Genomic DNA, 16,773 nt, shown 5'->3' on the forward strand with positions numbered 1-16,773 from the left:
GCCGCCTCAGCCGTCGGGCGCCGCCTGCGAGCCTGGGAACATGCTCAGCCGATCGAGCGGACTGATCACGTTCTTCACCGTCCGGGTCGCCACCCTCGTGTAGAGTGACGTGGTCGTCAGCTGGGCGTGGCCGAGCAGGACCTGGATGATGCGGATGTCCACGCCGTCTTCGAGCAGATGGGTCGCGAAGCTATGGCGCAGCGTATGTGGTCCGACCCGCTTGGTGATGCCCGCCGCATGGGCCGCTTCGGCAGCGATACGATGGACCTGCCGGTAGCAGATCGGCTTCAGGTAATGCTGCCCGGGGAACAGCCAACCGTCGGGATACATCACACCCTGCTGCCGACCGATCTTCCACCACTCGCGCAAAAGTACCAGCAGGTCGTGCGCCAGCATGGCGTTGCGGTGCCGACCGCCCTTGCCGCACTGAACCCGGAGCAGCATGCGCTCACTATCGATATCGCGGACCTTGAGCCTGGTCACCTCCGACGCGCGAAGGCCGGCTCCGTAGGCGACCGAGAGGATCGCCTGGTGCTTGATGCTCGTCGTGGCATCGAGCATCCGCATGACCTCGTCGCGGCTGAGCACCGTGGGCAGCGAGCGTGGGTGCTTCACCCGGTGGAGCTTGCGGGTCAGGTCCGGCCGACCCAGCGTGCGAGTGTAGAAGAACCGTAAGGCTGAGACCGCCATATTCATGGCCGGCGCCCCGAGGCCTGTCTCGCTCTGCTCGATCTGGTATCGCCGCAAATCCTCGTCGGTCGCCCGATCGGGCGGACGGCCCAGCCAGTTCGCGAACCGTGTAACGTCGCGGAGATAGTTGTGCTGCGTTGCCAGCGATAGCCGGCGCACGTTCATGTCTTCGACGAAGCGCTCGCGCAGCGACGTGGCGGGAATGTCAGAACTTGTGTTGATCATCGGTCGACTCCTTGTTGAAGGAGTCAGGAGCGTCCGCCCGCCTTGGGCTTCGCTCAACTGAAGCGCGAACCTCCCGCGGTCATCGCAACATCAGACCCAGGCACCACTCCCGCGCCAGCGGGTTCGTACATGTCGGCGGGAAAGGCCAGTTTCTCAGGAGCCGCCAAAAGACTGCCGCTGACCGGTTATCAGACTGCAGGTCAAGTTTTGCCAAGGGGCCTGTCTTGCTTGATCAGAGGCGCTGCATTCCGTTGACCCGTCCCATGACCTGCGGCCGAAAGCCCAGAAGCGTCTGCAGCGTCTCCGAGCCGAATTGCCGAACGGCGGGGTTGAGTGAAAGGAACCAGTTCTCCTGCGGCATGAATATCGGCAGGGTATAGACACTGAAAATGCCGGCACGGCGCGAGGCAGAGCGGTTTTCTCCGCTCGTGTGCCAAGTCCTGCCATCCAGAACCAGCGCGCTGCCAGCGGGCACCTCCACGCAAGACAATTCGATAGGTGCAGACCGATCGGGATTGCAGTTGTGCAAATGACTTCCAAACGCCACGCGCGTCGCGCCGTTTTCGGCCGTGAAGTCGTCGACGCAGAAACCGATGTTGATCACCATTGGTCGATCCCATCCCCAGGGCTCGGGGATCACACCCTGATCGGCATGCACCACCATGCTCGCCCCGCCGGGACCGGTTATGTTAGCGGCCATGCTGGACAGCAATGCCGGCCAACCCAACCCACGTTTTACGATCTCCAGGACCATCGGGAGTTCGGCGAGATGGCAGAACACCGGGTCCCGGCTCGGTAGGTTCCAAATACGCTGGTTGATGCCGTCGTCGTTGCCGTATTGGTAGGTATCGCCCCAACCGTACTGCCGGTCATTCTCCGACGCGCGATACACAGCGGTCCGGATTTCCGCGAGGAGTGAGGGCTCAAGCGCATCTGAAATAACGCAGGCGCCATAGTCGGCTAGGTCCGCGAAGCCATCATCAAGGCTCACAGTCGGCTGGGGGGCAGACAATTTCATCTCTCTCTAGGTTGAATCTGAAACTCGAAGAGGCAGGAAGGGGCATCCGCGATCATTGGCCAGCCCAATATGGCCCACGAAATAAAGCGGTCTATTTGCCCCGGGAGGAGTAAACCGTTTTCAGAAAGTCCACGATCTTCATCCGATATTTGGCGGCCTCGTCAGGAATGAGCTTGTCGAAGCCCTGGGAACCATGGAATTGACCCGCCCAGCACTGATAGGTCGTTGGGACGCCGGCGCCCGAGAGCAGCTGCGCATAGGCTTCGCCTTCGGGCTGAAGCTGATCATACTCCGCGCACATCACCAATGCGGGAGGCAGATCGTTTAGCCTTCCGGCGAGCAAGGGGGGATGCCAAGGGATTTCGAGCGTCCGCATCGCCCCGCAGATAGATTGGCGCATACTTCTTCGCGCTTTCGATCACTATGTCTTCGTCAGGGAAATCGAGGACCCGGTCACTGGTAAAGTCGGTCACCGGGATCTCCAGCACCTGCGCGACTATCGCGGGACCGTTCCGGTCACGGGCCATCTGGCAGACGACGGCCGCGAGATTCCCGCCCGCGCTACCTCCCCCGACCGAGATGCAAGATGCGTTGATGCGGAGCTCTGCTGCGTGGTCGGAGCTCCAGCACAATGCCGCATAAGCGTCTTCGACAGCCGCAGGAAAACGGTGTTCAGGTGCTAGCCGGTAATCGACCGAGATGACGGTGCAACCGAGATCAGAGGCAAGAGCGCGACATGCCGTGTCGCTGTGATCCAGCGTGCCGAGAAAGAAGCCGCCGCCATGATAGTAGACGTGGCAAGGCGTCTCGCTCTCGGAAGCTACTGCGCGATAGAGACGCAGCGCGATCTCACCCCCAGGTCCAGGAATGATGATATCCCGCTCAATTGCGACGGCCTCATGGGGAGTAGCGAACGCGAAAAAGCTCTGTTCCATCATCGCATGCATCTGCGAGCGCAGCTGGGCAGGTCCCAGGCCTGTTGGCATTGGCGGCGAACTTCTTTGCGCATCGAAAAGCGCTTTGAGCTTCGGCTGAAGAGGCATTGCGCGATCATATCCATGTTTGCAGCTTGCCCGAAAACGATGCGGGCAAGCTGCTGAAGTCTGAGGAACTAGAACTTGATGGTGAGGTCGGCACCGTACGAACGAGCCGGAATGTAGTTGGCACCGCCGGCGAACTTTAGATCGAGTGCGAAGCTCGCATATTTGCGATCGGTCAGATTGCGGCCCCAAATCGCCAATTCGGTATTTACGCCGCCGAGGTCCAGTTCCTTGAGCGCAATGCGGCCGTTGAAAATCCAATAGGCCGGCACGGAAGCGTAATTGCGCAGGAACGTCGAATATTCTGGCTGAGCCGGGTTTTGAGACAGAGACATGCGGGATTGGTAAAGCGCGTCACCACGAAACGACAGATAGGCCTCGCCCGCCCCAATAGGCCGGGTATCGAACTGTCCGTATGCACTGCCTGTCCATTCCGGTCTCAGCGAGGAGACGTAGGCCCCGCCATTTGCAGATAGCAAGAGCGCTGGAACATCGGAGAACTCGGTGTCCGTGAAGCCAAGACTGCCGCCTATCGTCAGACCTCTTACGGGCGCGGCCGTGACGTCAAGTTCGAAGCCCTTCGCCTTGATGGTACCTGCATCCACGACAAGGGTGCCCAGCGATGCCGCGAGGGCTGGATCGCCGGTGAGCGCTGTGATCTGCGAGGTGAAATTCGTCGCCGACTGCGCCGACTGAACATGCTTGTAGGTCACTTGGTAGACCGCGAGGTTGGTTCGAAGCTTTTTGTCGAGCATTTCGGCTTTGATGCCGGCCTCGAATGATGTTGCCGTTTCCGGCTCGAATGCGATCACCGACACCGTGCCGCCCGACACGAAAGCGGTAGAAAACTTGCCGTATAGCAACACGTCGTCGATTGGCTTGTAGTTCACGCCGAGCAGATAGTTGGGCTTAGTCTTGTGGTAGGAAAACGCGGTGTGCTTCAAAGCTGGCGGGTTGCCGTAGTCAAAGGTGCCAGACTTCTTATCGTCCGTCACACGTCCCCCGAGCACCACATCGAGCTGCGGTGTCAGGTGGAATTCGAGCTGCGCATAGGCGGCCAGTGAGGTCGCTTCATTGTAACCGCGCCCCGCACTTCTCTGCGGGATTACGCCGCCGGGAAACGGCGTGAACTGCGGAGTATTCTGGAAAAGATGCTCGGCACTGTAGTCCTTCGAATGGAAATAGATCGCGCCGACCGTCGCGGTGAGGAAGTCCGACGTGTAGTTGAGCTGAAGCTCGTCGCTCCACTGCTTACTGCGGCTTTGAGCCGCCGTCGCCAGCGCGACGAAAGGCAGGCCGACCAGACCGGAAGCCACCGACCGGATGATTGCGCCCTGGTTTGCAGACGGAAGTGTCGCGAAACCCGGTACCGTGGAAGCTGCCACGATTGGTGCGTAGGCAAGTGCGGCCTGCGACGTCAGCGGCAGCGCACTGAAGCCATCGAGCGCCGAGGCGCTGAATATTTCTGACTTGCGGTAGGCAGCGACATTCTTCGCCGACAGGCTGTCACTGATCTGCAGCGTACTGGTCAAGCTGTGACCCTCCACCCGTAGCCGCTTGGGGATCGCCCAACCGTTGTTGACTACGTCTGGGCGCTTGCCATCTGCGGCGAAATAGACCGGGAAAGGCTGGGTTGTCGTGATGGCGTTAAGAACGGCGCCCACGCCAGGAAAGGTCGGATTGATGCCCGCAGAGCCGGTGCCTTCGGGCGTTCCATCGTCTCGCGTCCGATCGTACTTGTAGACCGTGTTGAAATCACCGCTTTCGAACTTGAGCGCCCCAAAGAATGTGTCGGTGTCCCGCGTCCCTAGCCACTCGGGTGAGCGTTCCACTGTCGCAATCGGTGCATAGGCCGAGGCTGTGCGATTCCAGACCATGCCTGCATTGGCATTGCGAATGTCGCCCCGACGGTAGTTGTGCATGTAGCTCAAATAAGCACTAAATGGGCCGACTTGCGGCAGGTCCACACCCACACCGAAACGAAATTCGTCCTGGTTCCCATATGTTGCGGTGGCTTTTACGCCCACTTCGCCGGTGGGATCCCGTGTCGTGACACTCACCGCACCTGCCGTCGCGTTGCGACCAAACAGCGTCCCTTGTGGGCCGCGCAGGACCTCGATGCGCTGCACATCGGGGAGGTCAAAAATAGAACCGCGCGGCGACGAGATATACACCCCGTCTAGATAGACCGAGACCTCCTTGTCAGATCCAGGAACGACGCCATAGCTGACCGCACCACGCATCGTGAACGATGGAATCGCGGAACCGCCCGCGGCGGGGCGCACTGTCAGACCAGGCGCCAAGCCCGACAGATCTCCGACGTTTGTCACGCGATTGGCCTGAAGGGTGTCCGCTGAGAGCGCAGTGACTGCAATCGGTACGTCCTGCAATCTCTGCTCGCGCTTTTGCGCCGTCACGACGATCTCCTCGAGACCGGTAGATTCCCCGGTGGCGGCCTGCGCCAGTGCACAGGTGGGCATCAAGCCGATAGCGGCGGCGGACAACAGGAGACCCGTCCGGGTCGCCACGATTTGCGACATGCGCTTCCTCCCCTTTTTATTGCCCACGCCCTTGCTGGTGACAGGGTTGGGCCGGACTGATTGAAATGCAATTCATCCGATGCATTATGATGCCAACGGCGAAATTTAAAGTCAAGCTCCTTAAAATGGATTTCGGATTATCCGGCCGGCGGTTGACAAGGCAGGGCAGGTTCCTGATGGAAGGAGCATTCCCTCAGGTGTCTGGATGGCTCGCAAAACCGACGAATCTACGATCTGCCGCCTGCTGGACGTCGCCGAACGGCTCTACGGTCAGCTTGGTTTTGGTGCCGTCTCCCTGACTCAGATCCGGATTGCCGCCCGCAGTGGGAATAAAAACGTCATCCCGTACCACTTCGGCGATGCCAACGGCTTGGTGCGAGCAATCTTAGACAAGCGCCTTCCGGAGCTGGAAGCGCAACAATACAGTCTTCTATCAAGCTTGTCGGAAGATCAGCGATTTGATGTGCGAGCGCTCACAACGGTGCTCTATCGCCCCCTCCTTAATCACCGGGATGAAGCCGGCGACCGTACTCACGCACGATTTACCCTAGCCTTACTCGTGTCCGGCGATGTTGAACGCTTGGGAGAAGTATTTGTCAGGCTGCAAAGCACCGCCGGCTGGATAGTATCTCGCTTGAGCGAGATAACCGGCATCCCGCTTCCAATAATACTTGAGCGCGAGCGCCTAATCGCGATCATGGTTCTAACCAGCGTTTTCAACCGCCTCACACCTTTCGACCAGCCTTCATCGGACGAAGCCCTTATCGACCATGTTCTGGATGTGGCATCTGCTGCGGTAGCGACTCCCGTGAACCGTAGTATGTTATCTCTCGTCCATCCGGATCTTTAGCCCCTCGAATCAGATTTGTGGGCGCATGGCGAATTCATCACGCGAAACGAAATTTGGAGGAACAGGAGGAGGTGCCGCGGGCTCTCAATGTTAGGCCACGGGATTTTCGAAATCGCGGTGGGACAACGCGAGGATTTTGGCTGAACGAATGCCCACTAACAGGGACCTCAAAATGGCAATTGAACGGCGGCTAATCGGCGGTTCCCGCGCCCATCTCTCTCGATACACCGAATGCAGCGAGATCGCACCATTCGGTGTGGGCGGAGACTACTCATGCTATTCTGCGAGATCAGAATTTTGGGAGTCGGGTGATGCACGGTAGCTTCATAAGTGGAACCCGGATTTCAAAAAGCTGGCTTTTCACACCCCCGCTTCGCGGCACATGGGCGATCGCCGCCAGCCTTGTGGCTATTGCGGTTCCAGTGGCCTTCAGCCTCACCCTGGCCCCTGACATTAACGATCAGACATGCACAATCTTCTGTCCGTTCGTGTTGGCGACAACGATCCTCTGTGGATGGAGATATGCGATCGCGGTGGCAGTCGCCAGCGCGGTCGGCTGCAATACGGTCCTGATGGGCGTCCCTTACCATTTCCACGTCCAATGGTCGGAAATCGAACCCTTGCTCGTTTTCCTCACCTACTCCGCGTTCGTGATCCTGGTCGTTCAGTTCTTCAGGCTAACTGCGGCTAGATCGCTCCGTCAGGCCGGTGCGCGGGAGCGCATGAGCGGGATCGTTTTCAGTCTCGATGGGGGACAAGCATGGGCAAGCTGGTATGGCGTCGATGCTCCCGTGCGCCTCGGTCCACCAGACGAAGTCGTCGAAATGATGAAGGACTTCATCGCTCAGATGGAACTGGCCAAGCACTTCCCCGTCAGCTCAAACGATCCGCTTCGATAGGTCGGGCGCGGCCTGAATATACGACAGCTTACGGGTAAGAGAAAATCCGCCTCGAACGGCAGCAAAGTCGGCGCCATCAGCCGATTGCCCCTTGATTTGCCTGCTGCGAGCCTTGACGAATCTGAGTACTAGAAATCAGTCCAAGCTCGATTGCGATGGCAACCATATGCGTGCGGTTTCGTGCCCGCAGCTTAAGTCGCATAGTGCCGAGATGTGTCTCGACGGTGCGAAAGGCGATGCCGCACCGCTTGGCTACTTCCTTGGCGGAATAGCCAAGCGCAACGAGCATCAGGAGTTGCAATTCGCGGTTGGTCAGCGTGGGAATGTGCTGAATCACACTCATGTAGGCTCCCCCTAGAATAGTGCGGTAGCTTGGCGCCCCGCCTCGCCGGCCCACATTGCAACTATATGACCGATAACGATTTGTTCCGACAAATGGCCCTCAATTCGTAAAGAATTCAAGTACGAATTAGTCGCCCGGCGCACTGCCGTCCCGGATTGAGGCAGCGTCCCGGTAGATTTCAAGCTCAACTCATCGCGTTCAACGTGAGGACTCTCGCGCCCCAGGCCGTCTATGAGCGTTGTAGCTGCGTAAATGGGATTTCATGGTTTGGATTGAAAAGGCGCGTTTTCGCGTGCGCGACGAAAGAGGAGGCGTTCATATCATAGTCGAGATGAGCGATGGCAGGAGCAGCGAACCATCGAGCGGGCCGCCCAAGCGAATGCCGTCGACCTTCTATTTTCTGCTTGATGGACAGGACGTTAGGCGCGCGTCCGAGGAAACCTTCGTTAATCTTGCAACCGGCGAGATTCTGGTTCGCTTGGCGGATTGACCGCTGCGCGTGCAGAAATTGTCATTTGAATATACGGCAGGTATCAAGGAGTTGATTTGAGGTTTCGAAGGGCCGTTTGTCGGCGGGGCCTGACTCTCGCCCCCTCGCGTCAGCCAACCTCAATCCTTCTGCGCGTGCTTTTTTGAAAGCGCATTCACGAGTGCTTCCCTGATATCCCGCTCGTACCGGCGGTTCAGAGCAGTTGCTCCGGCCATGGGGAATCCGTGATATGCGCCGGGATATACGATCACTTCGACGGGGACGCCGGCGCGGAGAAGGCGCCGCGCATATTCAAGATTCTCTTCCAGGAAGAGGTCGAGCGAGGCTGCAATGATGAGGGCCGGCGGCAGGCCAGACAGGTCCACCGCACGCGCCGGCGCTGCATAGGGCGACACACCCTCACCTCCGGGCTCTTGACCCAAATAGCATGACCACCCGAACCGGTTGCTCCGGCTGGTCCAGACAAATTCCCCGGTGTGAGGATGAGGCTCGCACGCGGGGCGGTCGTCTATCATCGGATAGGTCAGGCATTGGAACGTCACGGGCACTTCGCCGCGATCCCGTGCAAGTAGGGCAAGGCCGGCGGCGAGTCCGCCGCCGGCGCTCTCTCCCTTCACGGCAATTCGAGCGCGGTCCACTCCAAGGTTCGAGGCGTTGCCGTGAAGCCATTTCAAGGCAGCGTAGCAATCCTCCAGCGGCGCCGGAAAAGGATGCTCTGGTGGCAGCCGATAATCTACCGAGACAATGATCGCCCCGAGTGCGGCCGCGTGAATGCGATTGGTGGCATCCGACATCTCTGGAGCGCCAAGGACCATACCGCCGCCGTGCATGTGCAGGATGGCTGGGCTGGCAACGTCCTTGGCGGTCGTACGATAGATTAAGACGCGAACATCCGGGCTTCCGTCATCGCACTTGATGTAATGCTCGGCCACACCGATCGCCTGGATGTCAGGAGATTCTGGATACGGGATTGAGGGAGCTGCCCGAACCGCCGCGAGATGCTCCGCATCCATTTCCGGTATCGGGAAATCGGTCAGAAATCGGCGCAGTTCATTATCTACAAGTCCGATTGTCGACATGTCCCTCTCCAATGCCATTCGGGTTCAGCCTAGAAGCGAGAACTTGCGATGAGAACGTAAGGCCGCTTCGATCGTGGGCACGATGCCAGATCGTTTTTCGCTAGCTGGAAATGAGCAGCGCCCGACTGTTGACGAACGGCCGGTTTCGGGAGGGCCGTAAGAAGCCCTGAACGGCGGGTAAGTCGGCGTCAATGCACGCTGAAAGGTTCTGACCATTTTCCGCCGATGCTGAAAGGCGTTGACTAGACCGCCCTCAAGCGAAGCAAGTCTCTTTATAGTCCCGAGGACGATAGATCATACATTTGCAAGCCCGCGCGCCTGCATCAGCGGCCCACCGTCTGGCCTGCGACCCCGGAACGCCACGAACGACTCCATCGGATCCCGCTTGTCGCCCTGGGCCAGAACCTCCGCTTTGAACCGCGACGCGGTCGCCGGATCGAATAGGTCGCCCGCCTCGACGAATGCGGCGAAGGCATCGGCATCGAGGACCTCCGACCACAGATAGCTGTAGTAGGCGCTCGCGTAGCCGCCATCGAACACGTGGGTGAAATACGGGAGGCGATGCCTCAGCCCGATCACTCCCGGCATGCTCAGCCTCTCCAGTTCTGCTTCCACAAATTGCTCGGGATCAGCACCACGCGCCGAATCTGAATGGAGCGCGAGGTCGATCAACGCGCAGGACACCAGCTCCAATGTGGCGAAACCCTGGCCGTAGGTTTCGGCGCGGCGTATCGCATCGATCAATTGGGGCGCAACGCCCAAGCTGCCCAGCACTTCGCGGCTGATGATCCAGTTTTCCATGAACTTGCTGGGGAACTCGACAAAATCCCTGGCGACTGCAGTCCCGGAAAGGCTCGGATAGGTAACGTCCGACAGCAAGCCGTGGAGGGCATGACCGAACTCATGAAACAGGGTCCTCGCTTCGTCGAGCGACAGCCGCGTGGCCGCGGTATCGGGGGGCGGCGCCGAGGCGAAGTTCGCGACCAGATAGGCGATCGGCAAGATGGGGCCATCGAGCTTTTCCTGGACGCGAAGACTGCCCATCCAAGCGCCACCATGCTTCTCTGGCCGCGCGAGATAGTCGGTCAGCAGTAGGCCAACAGTCGAACCGTCTTCGCGCAACACCTCCCAGACCCAGGCATCGGGGTGATAGGTCGCGATGTCCTCGCGGCGCGCAAAGTGCAGGCCGTAGAGCCGGCCCGCAACCTCGAAGGCAGCGGACCTCACGCGATCGAGCCGAAGGTGCTGCTGGATCGCGGCACCATCGAGGGCAAACCGGTCGCGGCGAACACGTTCGGCGTAGAAGCGCCAGTCCCAGGGAGCGAGCGCGAACGTCTCCTCATCAGCTTCGATAAAGCGCTGGAGTTCGGCTGCTTCCTCTGCCGCCCGCACCTTGGCGGGTTCCCAGAGCTGCATGAGAAGCGCCAGCGCCGCGTCCGGCGTCTTCGCCATGCTGTCATCGAGTTGATAGGCAGCATAGTCGGGGTAGCCGAGCAGTTGGGCGCGCTCATGTCGCAGAGCCAGCGTTTCCGCAATGCCCGGCCAATTGTCGTATCCACCGCCATCGCAGCGGCTCGTGAACGCCCGCCACAACCGTTCACGCAGATCGCGGCGCGCCGAAAATGCCAGGAAACCTTCGTAGTCGGTGCGATCGAGCGTAAAATAATATTGCCCGGCCTCGCCCGCGGCCAGGGCCCGGGCAGCGGCCGCATCACGCAAAGATTGGGGAAGACCGGCAAGGTCCTCCTCCCCAAGCGAGAGTGTCCAAGCGTTGGTTGCTGCCAGCACATTCTGTCCGAACATGACGGACAGCTCCGCGAGGCGTGCGTCGATGTCAGCGAAGCGCGCTTTTGCACCTTCGGCCAAGGCCGCACCGCCGCGAACAAAACTCGCATAGGTGTTTTCTACCAGTCGCTTTTGCTCGGCAGTCAGGCCCGCCGAACCGCGGTCTGCATAGACAGCTGCAATGCGCGAAAATAGCGCCGCGTCGTGGCTGATCGCCGTGCCATGACTGCTAAGCAGCGCGGACATTTCACCTTCGATCGCACGGATCGCTGGGGTGGCCTGGGCAGAGGCGAGTGTCCAGAAAAGCCGACGGATGCGCGCCAGGGTCGCGCCCGATCGCTCGAGCGCTGCGATGACATCGTCGAAATTGGCTGGCGCTGTGCACGTTACGATCGCAGCCAGCTCTTCATCATGGGAAGCAATCGCCTGCTTGCAGGCGGAGATAAAATCCTCCGGCAGGATTGCATCGAATGGTGGCGATCCAAGCGGACCGTCCCAGGCTGCAAGCAAGGGGTTGGCGGTCTCATTCATCAGCTGACCCTTGCTCAAGCGGCGATTACCGTCGGTACGCCTTGCACGCGATCGTCGCCATCCCGGATATGCCACCCCTGTTATGGTTTCGGCGAGAGGGCCGCAGACCTGGTGCGGCATCATGGCCTTCGCGGCGGCGCAACGATTGCGCCTCTTCATCACTACTTCCAGCCGCTACTCTCACCCTCAAAGGCGTGACGCGCCAGCCATCCGACCAGAGCGCCGCCCATCATCATCGCAACCGTCCACATGCGCCGACCTTCAGGCAGCCTGCCGCACTGCGTCCGGCTCACTCGCCACCTCGTCGGTGGTGACTTCGAACTTCTTGAGTACCGCCGGTCCAAACGCTGTCGTTATCGCAACGTCGGTAGCATCGCGTCCGCGGGCCATGACGATGCGGCCGATCCGAGGCTCATTGTGGCGCGCGTCATAGGTGTACCAGCCGCCGTCAACGAACACTTCGAACCAGGCCGAGAAATCCATCGGCGCATCGACCGGTGGCACGCCGATGTCCCCGAGATAGCCTGTGCAATAGCGCGCGGGAATATTTACCGCCCGGCACAGGGTGACGGCGAGGTGCGCGAAGTCGCGGCAGACACCGACCTGCTCGTTATAGCCTTCCCAGGCCGTGCGCGTGCACCGCGCATGATGATAGCCAAATTGGATGCGGCGATGGACCCAGTCGACGATGGCTTCCACCCGGCCGCGCGCCGAGCGAATGCCGCCAAACATCTGCCAGGCCGTGGGTATCAATTTCTCCGTCTCGCAGTACCGGCTCGCCAGAAGAAATGGGAGGGCGGTCTCGGGCAACTCTTCGATCGGAGTGACCGGTACGTCGGGCGCTGCAAGGTCGGGCCGGCCGCTATCCTCGATCAGAAATTCGCACCGCAGCCGGGCGCCGCCCTCGGGCAAGGTCAAGCGGGTGGCGAGATTTCCAAACGCGTCAAGATAGTCATAGATCGCGATGTCAGGGCTCACCGATATGCGATGCGGCGTCAGAAGATCGCGATTGCGGGACGGGTGGATACTGAGAAGCGCCGTCAACGGTACGCGCGTTGTCGTCTCAAACTCTATGTCAAATCCGGCCTTGATCAGCATGGTATCCTCGGGTCCCAGTCTCAGGAGAGTCGCCGGATAACGGGCAGAATCAGGGATCGTTCCTCAAAAACGCGACAAACCGCGAGCCCTCGCTAGTCTGAGATCTAACGGGCCAGCATCGCTGCGAGCCTAGAGCGCGCATTGATAGATCAGCAAACCGTGCTGCTCGATTGACGGCCAGGCTATCGCATCGCCCGGAAGAGCAACTTGCAAATCCACAGCGACCGGAAGGCGCCGCGAAAGGCTTGAGCGCATCTCCTTCAGATTTGCCGTTGCAAAAACAAGCTGGCTTTCAGCGGCATCGTCCGTGAGAACGATCTCTATGCCCAAGGGGTCCGCGCCCTGCGCGCCAGTGGCCCAGGGCCCGAATGCATAGGCCGCGGCGACCCTTGGCCACCCCTTCGCCCAAAGCCTGACTTCATCAAACCAATGTTCGGGGATCTGTCCTGTCACTGCAGCTTCTCCCAGGGAACGAAGATCGCTCAGGCAGCCTGTTGTCCGTCATCCTGACGCTTGGGCTGGGGCGGTTTGTTGGGATTGACCGGCTCTGTTTCCGGTTTTTCGTGTTCAGGGGCCGGCGTCAGCTTTTTGGGTCGCAAGGTCTCATCAGGCATGGATCACACTCCTTCGGCGATCTTCGTCCGATTAGAACGCGCGTGCGGTTCAATCCTTCCGATTGCGCATTCGAATTTTTCGTGCCGGCCGTCGGCAGTGCTGCAAATTGCAGGGCTTCGGTTGCAATCGACTCACGATCACAAACTGGCGTGAATCCGGCGGACTTGAGCTGAGGAACGTCGAGCGCCCTTCCGGGCCGGCACGATCGCGATCGCCTCACCTCGACATATGCCACCCGGCAGCATGTAACTTGCACGGTGTTCGTGTATCCGCTCGGCGAGCTTAATGAGCGGCTGCTTTCGACGAGCCGCAAATAGGTTTCCAAATGTCAGCAATGTCGGCGTCTCTCGTCTCACGCCCCAATTAGCGGAGCACCCAGAGGTTAGGTGCTCACCCCTTCGTGCGAACGTTCCGTGGCGCGCCTATAGGCGTCGCGGCCTGTCGTGCGGGCGATGTAGGCTTGTTCGGCGTCGCCCAGAGTGATGCCGCAGTTCCTTTGACCCAGGTTCAAGGCGTAGGTGACCGATATGTCAGCGGCAGTGAAAGCCTCGCCCGCTAGGTAGGGCGAACTGGCGAGCCGCCCGCTGACCAGCTTCAGCCTTTTTTGGAACGACCGCAGGCACCAGGTCGCGCCCCAGTTCTCCCTCTCGGTCTCGGGCGCGATGAAGCGGCTGACGACGACGGGCATCATTAGAGTTGCGAGGCCGGCTTCACCGAGGTGCAGAAACTGCTGGTACGCGGCAAAGTTCGGATCGTGCGGCGCCGGCGCCAGCGGCGTCGGCCCGTAGCGTGCCATGAGGTACTCCATGATTGCGATCGACTCCACCATGGTGACGTCGCCGTCCTGAATCGCCGGGATGTAGTCGGCGGAGTTGACCGCCAGAAATTCGGGGTCTTGCTCGGCGGCCAGCATGTCGACCTGCCGCACACAGTAGGGAAGGCCCATCTCCTCCAGCACCCAGACGACCCGGATCGATCGCGAGGTCTGTCCACCCCAAACGGTAATCATCGACTGACCCTTTCCAACAACCACTGACGATAGCCCCTAGCAAAGCCATTTGACCTTGGCACTCCAAGCAAGCGCCTTCAAATTAGCGAACGACAGATTTGGAGGTCACCCGAAGGGACGCGAATGTCCGCAATGTCGAAGGGTTTCGGGCGCCGTCAGGCGTACTAAACCCTGACGTGTACGACCCGCGGAGCCGCAGGCGCTGGGCTATGGGGATTTAGGATTCCGGTGCAGCTCGCAAGCGGATGGCCGCGAGCCTGGCCGTATTGTCCAGCCACCAGAAGGCCGATCACGGCCCGGCCGCAAAGGCGCGATCAATGGGCCGACCCACCTTTTGATGGCCCTTTCTGGAAGAGAGTGGCGCATCGGACGAGCCGCATGCTCCCCTGCGATGCGGCTTTGGCAGGGATGGATTGCGTGCAGGCCATGCCGGGTCATGGCGTGGTCTCCCGGATGGGCAATGCTATCGTCGGTGGCGCTCTGGGCTGCTGCCAGCGCTGGAAGGCCTCGATGATGATCATGTGTCCGCCGCAGCATGGGCATGGCGGGCGCTGATCGGGCGGCTCGTCCGGGCTGGGCTCTTCCGTGCTCGCGGGAACGCAGAGAAGCTCGCGGGCACGAGCGATGCTGGCCTTGCGGGTAGAGCCGGCGAGCAGGCCGTAGTGCCGGATGCGGTGGAAGCCGCGCGGCAGGACGTGGAGCAGGAACCGCCGGATAAACTCGTCGGCGGGAAGCGTCATGACGCGCTGGCGCTCTGGTCCCTCGCGGCGATAGTCCTTGTAGCCGAACGTGACGCCGCGCTCGTCGAACGCGATCAGGCGGCGGTTCGAGATCGCCACGCGGTGGGTATAGCGGGATAGATAGGCGAGCACGGCCTGAGGCCCGGCGAACGGCGGCTTGGCGTAGACCACCCAGCGCTTCTTCCGGACCGGGGAGAGGTGGCGAAGGAAGGCTCGCCGGTCGGTCAGGCGCGCCCTCTCGCCGAAGAACGCGAGCCGGCGGGCGTCGTGCAGCTGGATCAGACGGGTGACGAAGATCCTGCGGAACAGCGCGCCGAGCACGCGCACCGGCAGGAGGAACGCCGGTCGCGACGATATCCAGCGTGCGCCATCCGGCGCGATACCGCCGCCCGGAACGATCATGTGCACGTGCGGATGGTGCGTCATCGCCGAGCCCCAGGTATGGAGCACCGCGGTGATGCCGATGCGCGCGCCGAGGTGCTTGGGGTCGGCGGCGATGGTCAGCATCGTCTCCGACGCCGCCCGGAACAGCAGATCGTAGACCACCGCCTTGTTCTGCCAGGCGATGTCGGCGATCTCGGCGGGCAGCGTGAAGACAACGTGGAAGTAGCCGACCGGGAGCAGGTCGGCCTCACGCTCGACCAGCCAGGTTCGCGCCGCCGCGCCCTGGCACTTGGGGCAGTGCCGGTTGCGGCAGCTGTTGTAGGCGATCCGCCAGTGCCCGCAGTCCTCGCAGGCTTCGACGTGACCGCCCAGCGCAGCGGTGCGGCATTTCTCGATCGCCGTCATCACCTTGAGCTGCATGAGGCCCAGATGCCCGGCATGGGCGGCCCGGTAGCCGGGACCAGCAGCGCGGAAGATGTCGGCGACCTCGAGCGAGGTGCGCAAGCCGCCTCAGCCGTCGGGCGCCGCCTGCGAGCCTGGGAACATGCTCAGCCGATCGAGCGGACTGATCACGTTCTTCACCGTCCGGGTCGCCACCCTCGTGTAGAGTGACGTGGTCGTCAGCTGGGCGTGGCCGAGCAGGACCTGGATGATGCGGATGTCCACGCCGTCTTCGAGCAGATGGGTCGCGAAGCTATGGCGCAGCGTATGTGGTCCGACCCGCTTGGTGATGCCCGCCGCATGGGCCGCTTCGGCAGCGATACGATGGACCTGCCGGTAGCAGATCGGCTTCAGGTAATGCTGCCCGGGGAACAGCCAACCGTCGGGATACATCACACCCTGCTGCCGACCGATCTTCCACCACTCGCGCAAAAGTACCAGCAGGTCGTGCGCCAGCATGGCGTTGCGGTGCCGACCGCCCTTGCCGCACTGAACCCGGAGCAGCATGCGCTCACTATCGATATCGCGGACCTTGAGCCTGGTCACCTCCGACGCGCGAAGGCCGGCTCCGTAGGCGACCGAGAGGATCGCCTGGTGCTTGATGCTCGTCGTGGCATCGAGCATCCGCATGACCTCGTCGCGGCTGAGCACCGTGGGCAGCGAGCGTGGGTGCTTCACCCGGTGGAGCTTGCGGGTCAGGTCCGGCCGACCCAGCGTGCGAGTGTAGAAGAACCGTAAGGCTGAGACCGCCATATTCATGGCCGGCGCCCCGAGGCCTGTCTCGCTCTGCTCGATCTGGTATCGCCGCAAATCCTCGTCGGTCGCCCGATCGGGCGGACGGCCCAGCCAGTTCGCGAACCGTGTAACGTCGCGGAGATAGTTGTGCTGCGTTGCCAGCGATAGCCGGCGCACGTTCATGTCTTCGACGAAGCGCTCGCGCAGCGACGTGGCGGGAATGTCAGAACTTGTGTTGATCATCGGTCGACTCCTTGTTGA

Annotated in this window: 15 protein-coding genes and 1 pseudogene; 3 read left to right on the plus strand and 13 right to left on the minus strand. The window is 61.0% G+C overall.

The window, feature by feature from the left end; translation table 11 throughout:
- Positions 1-6: 6 nt before the first annotated feature.
- The 4 genes and pseudogenes from KRR38_RS08740 to KRR38_RS08760 form a co-directional block, all read right to left on the minus strand.
- On the minus strand, positions 7-915 hold the full coding sequence (locus tag KRR38_RS08740) for a site-specific integrase (protein ID WP_217400613.1): 909 nt from the start codon (positions 913-915) through the stop codon (positions 7-9).
- Positions 916-1,147: 232 nt separating this feature from the next.
- The gene (locus tag KRR38_RS08745) at positions 1,148-1,927 is read right to left on the minus strand and encodes a phytanoyl-CoA dioxygenase family protein (protein ID WP_217400615.1); all 780 of its coding nucleotides are present in this window, start codon (positions 1,925-1,927) and stop codon (positions 1,148-1,150) included.
- Positions 1,928-2,024: 97 nt separating this feature from the next.
- A pseudogene (locus KRR38_RS08755) lies at positions 2,025-2,976 on the minus strand (alpha/beta hydrolase).
- A gap of 68 nt (positions 2,977-3,044) precedes the next feature.
- The gene (locus KRR38_RS08760; RefSeq protein ID WP_217400621.1) at positions 3,045-5,513 is read right to left on the minus strand and encodes a TonB-dependent receptor; all 2,469 of its coding nucleotides are present in this window, start codon (positions 5,511-5,513) and stop codon (positions 3,045-3,047) included.
- Positions 5,514-5,718: 205 nt separating this feature from the next.
- Between KRR38_RS08760 and KRR38_RS08765 the strand changes: the two genes are divergently transcribed.
- A complete protein-coding gene (locus tag KRR38_RS08765; protein WP_217400623.1) occupies positions 5,719-6,363 on the plus strand; it encodes a TetR/AcrR family transcriptional regulator in 645 nt (214 codons plus the stop codon).
- Between the two features lie 311 nt (positions 6,364-6,674).
- Positions 6,675-7,262: a DUF4118 domain-containing protein gene (locus tag KRR38_RS08770; protein WP_217400624.1), complete on the plus strand. Its 588-nt coding sequence runs from the start codon at positions 6,675-6,677 to the stop codon at positions 7,260-7,262.
- A 76-nt stretch (positions 7,263-7,338) separates the two neighbouring features.
- On the opposite strand, the gene KRR38_RS08775 is transcribed toward KRR38_RS08770, so the two are convergent.
- Positions 7,339-7,605, minus strand: coding sequence for a response regulator transcription factor (locus KRR38_RS08775; protein WP_217400626.1), 267 nt, complete (start codon positions 7,603-7,605; stop codon positions 7,339-7,341).
- A 262-nt stretch (positions 7,606-7,867) separates the two neighbouring features.
- Here KRR38_RS08775 and KRR38_RS08780 point away from each other — a divergent pair, with 262 nt between their 5' ends.
- Positions 7,868-8,095, plus strand: coding sequence for a hypothetical protein (locus tag KRR38_RS08780; protein WP_217400628.1), 228 nt, complete (start codon positions 7,868-7,870; stop codon positions 8,093-8,095).
- Between the two features lie 119 nt (positions 8,096-8,214).
- On the opposite strand, the gene KRR38_RS08785 is transcribed toward KRR38_RS08780, so the two are convergent.
- The 8 genes from KRR38_RS08785 to KRR38_RS08815 all read right to left on the minus strand — a co-directional run bounded on the left by KRR38_RS08785 (position 8,215) and on the right by KRR38_RS08815 (position 16,755).
- Positions 8,215-9,174: an alpha/beta hydrolase gene (locus KRR38_RS08785; RefSeq protein ID WP_254514701.1), complete on the minus strand. Its 960-nt coding sequence runs from the start codon at positions 9,172-9,174 to the stop codon at positions 8,215-8,217.
- Between the two features lie 294 nt (positions 9,175-9,468).
- Complete coding sequence (locus KRR38_RS08790) at positions 9,469-11,490, minus strand: M3 family metallopeptidase (protein ID WP_217400632.1); 2,022 nt, start codon at positions 11,488-11,490, stop codon at positions 9,469-9,471.
- 261 nt (positions 11,491-11,751) lie between these two features.
- A complete protein-coding gene (locus KRR38_RS08795; RefSeq protein ID WP_217400634.1) occupies positions 11,752-12,588 on the minus strand; it encodes a transglutaminase family protein in 837 nt (278 codons plus the stop codon).
- A gap of 129 nt (positions 12,589-12,717) precedes the next feature.
- Complete coding sequence (locus KRR38_RS08800) at positions 12,718-13,041, minus strand: hypothetical protein (RefSeq protein ID WP_217400636.1); 324 nt, start codon at positions 13,039-13,041, stop codon at positions 12,718-12,720.
- Between the two features lie 29 nt (positions 13,042-13,070).
- Complete coding sequence (locus tag KRR38_RS36990; protein WP_256449406.1) at positions 13,071-13,202, minus strand: hypothetical protein; 132 nt, start codon at positions 13,200-13,202, stop codon at positions 13,071-13,073.
- A gap of 383 nt (positions 13,203-13,585) precedes the next feature.
- Entirely contained in the window at positions 13,586-14,212 is a 627-nt protein-coding gene (locus tag KRR38_RS08805) for a glutathione S-transferase family protein (protein ID WP_217400638.1), read from the minus strand.
- A 434-nt stretch (positions 14,213-14,646) separates the two neighbouring features.
- On the minus strand, positions 14,647-15,840 hold the full coding sequence (locus KRR38_RS08810; protein ID WP_217400611.1) for an IS91 family transposase: 1,194 nt from the start codon (positions 15,838-15,840) through the stop codon (positions 14,647-14,649).
- A gap of 6 nt (positions 15,841-15,846) precedes the next feature.
- Positions 15,847-16,755: a site-specific integrase gene (locus KRR38_RS08815; protein ID WP_217400613.1), complete on the minus strand. Its 909-nt coding sequence runs from the start codon at positions 16,753-16,755 to the stop codon at positions 15,847-15,849.
- Between the last annotated feature and the right edge of the window lie 18 nt (positions 16,756-16,773).

Source organism: Novosphingobium sp. G106 (assembly GCF_019075875.1).
GTDB lineage: Bacteria > Pseudomonadota > Alphaproteobacteria > Sphingomonadales > Sphingomonadaceae > Novosphingobium.

Excerpts from the sequence above, each read along its gene's own strand:
- KRR38_RS08740 (WP_217400613.1), bottom strand. The coding sequence starts at position 915 with ATGATCAACACAAGTTCTGACATTCCCGCCACGTCGCTGCGCGAGCGC.
- KRR38_RS08760 (WP_217400621.1), bottom strand. The coding sequence starts at position 5,513 with ATGTCGCAAATCGTGGCGACCCGGACGGGTCTCCTGTTGTCCGCCGCC.
- KRR38_RS08765 (WP_217400623.1), top strand. The coding sequence starts at position 5,719 with ATGGCTCGCAAAACCGACGAATCTACGATCTGCCGCCTGCTGGACGTC.
- KRR38_RS08770 (WP_217400624.1), top strand. The coding sequence starts at position 6,675 with ATGCACGGTAGCTTCATAAGTGGAACCCGGATTTCAAAAAGCTGGCTT.
- KRR38_RS08775 (WP_217400626.1), bottom strand. The coding sequence starts at position 7,605 with ATGAGTGTGATTCAGCACATTCCCACGCTGACCAACCGCGAATTGCAA.
- KRR38_RS08780 (WP_217400628.1), top strand. The coding sequence starts at position 7,868 with ATGGTTTGGATTGAAAAGGCGCGTTTTCGCGTGCGCGACGAAAGAGGA.
- KRR38_RS08785 (WP_254514701.1), bottom strand. The coding sequence starts at position 9,174 with ATGTCGACAATCGGACTTGTAGATAATGAACTGCGCCGATTTCTGACC.
- KRR38_RS08790 (WP_217400632.1), bottom strand. The coding sequence starts at position 11,490 with ATGAATGAGACCGCCAACCCCTTGCTTGCAGCCTGGGACGGTCCGCTT.
- KRR38_RS08795 (WP_217400634.1), bottom strand. The coding sequence starts at position 12,588 with ATGCTGATCAAGGCCGGATTTGACATAGAGTTTGAGACGACAACGCGC.
- KRR38_RS36990 (WP_256449406.1), bottom strand. The coding sequence starts at position 13,202 with ATGCCTGATGAGACCTTGCGACCCAAAAAGCTGACGCCGGCCCCTGAA.
- KRR38_RS08805 (WP_217400638.1), bottom strand. The coding sequence starts at position 14,212 with ATGATTACCGTTTGGGGTGGACAGACCTCGCGATCGATCCGGGTCGTC.
- KRR38_RS08815 (WP_217400613.1), bottom strand. The coding sequence starts at position 16,755 with ATGATCAACACAAGTTCTGACATTCCCGCCACGTCGCTGCGCGAGCGC.